The 3,125-nt window shown below is 54.9% G+C and carries 1 tRNA gene and 2 rRNA genes (1 of these 3 cut by a window edge); all 3 read right to left on the bottom strand.

Annotation, left to right across the window (positions count from 1 at the left end):
- Window positions 1-57: 57 nt before the first annotated feature.
- Window positions 58-134 (bottom strand) — tRNA-Met (locus AC1RMY_RS26500).
- 129 nt (window positions 135-263) lie between these two features.
- A 5S ribosomal RNA gene (gene rrf / locus AC1RMY_RS26495) occupies window positions 264-378 on the bottom strand.
- A gap of 110 nt (window positions 379-488) precedes the next feature.
- A 23S ribosomal RNA gene (locus tag AC1RMY_RS26490) occupies window positions 489-3,125 on the bottom strand; it runs 166 nt beyond the window's last position.

Genomic DNA, 3,125 nt, shown 5'->3' with positions numbered 1-3,125 from the left:
AAAAAGCCGCCCTTTGGAGGGCGGCTTTTGGTGCCGAGAATCGGCGTTCGGTCAATTTGGTTGCGGGGGCCAGATTTGAACTGACGACCTTCAGGTTATGAGCCTGACGAGCTACCGGGCTGCTCCACCCCGCGATAAGGGTCTGAACCGGTTTGCCTTGGCCTTTGGGGCCTGGGCTTGATACGCGAACGCGGCGGCGACGTTTTGTCGGCCGCCGCGTTGTCGTGCGTTTCGTCATTGTGATGAGGGGATATTCTTGACAGGCCCGGCAACGACCTACTCTCCCGGGTCTTGAGACACAGTACCATCAGCGCTGAGGAGTTTAACGGCCGAGTTCGGGATGGGATCGGGTTCTGGCTCCTCGCTCAAGCCACCGGGCCGGCAAAGAATATTGGCAAGCATATGGTCTTTTGTTTCGCAGCGCTCGTCCGTGCGGGGGGAGCGCTGAGTGTTCGCAGTTTGTAAGTGTGCGGACATTGATCATGAGAACGATCAAGCCGATCGAGCAATTAGTACCGGTAAGCTGAGCACATTACTGCACTTACACACCCGGCCTATCAACGTGGTCGTCTTCCACGGCTCTCAAGGGATATCTCGTTTTGAGGTGGGTTTCCCGCTTAGATGCATTCAGCGGTTATCCCGACCGTACATAGCTACCCTGCACTGCGGCTGGCGCCACAACAGGTCCACCAGAGGTACGTCCACCCCGGTCCTCTCGTACTAAGGGCAGATCCTCTCAAATATCCTACACCCACGGCAGATAGGGACCGAACTGTCTCACGACGTTCTGAACCCAGCTCACGTACCACTTTAATCGGCGAACAGCCGAACCCTTGGGACCTTCTCCAGCCCCAGGATGTGATGAGCCGACATCGAGGTGCCAAACGATTCCGTCGATATGGACTCTTGGGAATCATCAGCCTGTTATCCCCGGCGTACCTTTTATCCGTTGAGCGATGGCCCTTCCACGCGGGACCACCGGATCACTATGGCCGTCTTTCGACTCTGCTCGACTTGTCAGTCTCGCAGTCAGGCAGGCTTATGCCATTGCACTCAACGAGCGATTTCCGACCGCTCTGAGCCCACCTTCGCACGCCTCCGTTACTCTTTGGGAGGCGACCGCCCCAGTCAAACTGCCTGCCATGCGCTGTCTCGGACCCGGCTTACGGGTCGCGGTTAGACATCCATGACGATAAGGGTGGTATTTCAAGGATGACTCCACCAGAGCTGGCGCCCCGGCTTCAAAGTCTACCACCTATCCTACACATGCCGACACGAATGCCAGCGCAAAGCTGCAGTAAAGGTGCACGGGGTCTTTCCGTCTGACCGCAGGAACCCCGCATCTTCACGGGGAATTCAATTTCACTGAGTCTATGCTGGAGACAGCGGGGAAGTCGTTACGCCATTCGTGCAGGTCGGAACTTACCCGACAAGGAATTTCGCTACCTTAGGACCGTTATAGTTACGGCCGCCGTTTACCGGGGCTTCAATTCGGTGCTTGCACACCTCCTTTTAACCTTCCGGCACCGGGCAGGCGTCAGACCCTATACGTCATCTTACGATTTCGCAGAGCCCTGTGTTTTAGTTAAACAGTCGCTACCCCCTGGTCTGTGCCCCCAATGCCTAGTTGCCTAGACACTGGGCCTCCTTATCCCGAAGTTACGGAGGTAAATTGCCGAGTTCCTTCAGCATAGTTCTCTCAAGCGCCTTGGTATACTCTACCAGTCCACCTGTGTCGGTTTAGGGTACGGTCTGATGTTGGAGCTATTTCCTGGAACCGCTTGGAAGCCGGGTCAATCCAATAAGACCCGACAGCGTACGCGATCCGTCACTACCAACTGGCTGAGGAATATTCACCTCATTCCCATCGACTACGCCTTTCGGCCTCGCCTTAGGGGCCGGCTAACCCTGCGGAGATTAACTTTACGCAGGAACCCTTGGACTTTCGGCGACAGTGTCTTTCACACTGTTTGTCGTTACTCATGTCAGCATTCGCACTTCCAATACCTCCAGCAGCCCTCACGGGTCCGCCTTCGTTGGCTTATGGAACGCTCCGCTACCGCTTGCACAAAGTGCAAACCTTAAGCTTCGGCTCGTGGCTTGAGCCCCGATACATTTTCGGCGCAGGAACCCTTGTTTAGACCAGTGAGCTGTTACGCTTTCTTTAAAGGATGGCTGCTTCTAAGCCAACCTCCTGGTTGTTTTGGGATTCCCACATCCTTTCACACTTAGCCACGAATTGGGGGCCTTAGCTGTAAGTCAGGGTTGTTTCCCTCTCCACGACGGACGTTAGCACCCGCCGTGTGTCTCCCGCGCAGTACTTCTCGGTATTCGGAGTTTGGTTAGGATCGGTAATGCGGTAAGCACCCCTTGCCCATCCAGTGCTCTACCCCCGAGAGTATTCACGCGAGGCGCTACCTAAATAGCTTTCGCGGAGAACCAGCTATTTCCGAGTTTGATTGGCCTTTCACCCCTAGCCACAAGTCATCCGAGACTTTTTCAACAGGCACCGGTTCGGTCCTCCAGTAAGTGTTACCTTACCTTCAACCTGCTCATGGCTAGATCACCCGGTTTCGGGTCTAATCCGACGAACTGAACGCCCTGTTCAGACTCGCTTTCGCTGCGCCTACGCCTATCGGCTTAAGCTTGCTCGTCAGATTAAGTCGCTGACCCATTATACAAAAGGTACGCGGTCACCCAGGACGAACCTTGAGCTCCCACTGTTTGTAAGCATTCGGTTTCAGGTGCTGTTTCACTCCCCTCGTCGGGGTGCTTTTCACCTTTCCCTCACGGTACTTGTTCACTATCGGTCGCTGAGGAGTACTTAGGCTTGGAGGGTGGTCCCCCCACGTTCAGACAGGATTTCACGTGTCCCGCCTTACTCATGTCTCGTCTGGTCTCGTATCCGTACGGGGCTATCACCCATTGATGCGTGGCTTCCCAACCACTTCCGGTTAATTCCAGACAAGCACTGGCCTGGTCCGCGTTCGCTCGCCACTACTAACGGAGTCTCGTTGATGTCCTTTCCTCCAGGTACTTAGATGTTTCAGTTCCCTGGGTTAGCTTTGAAACCCTATGTATTCAGGTTTCAATACCTTCATCTGACAATTCGTAGTGCAGCGTCA

It is taken from the genome of Allobosea sp. GW822-FHT03F07 (assembly GCF_058801345.1).
Note: the sequence above shows the minus strand (reverse complement) of the source record. Positions and strands in the feature narration are given on the sequence as shown.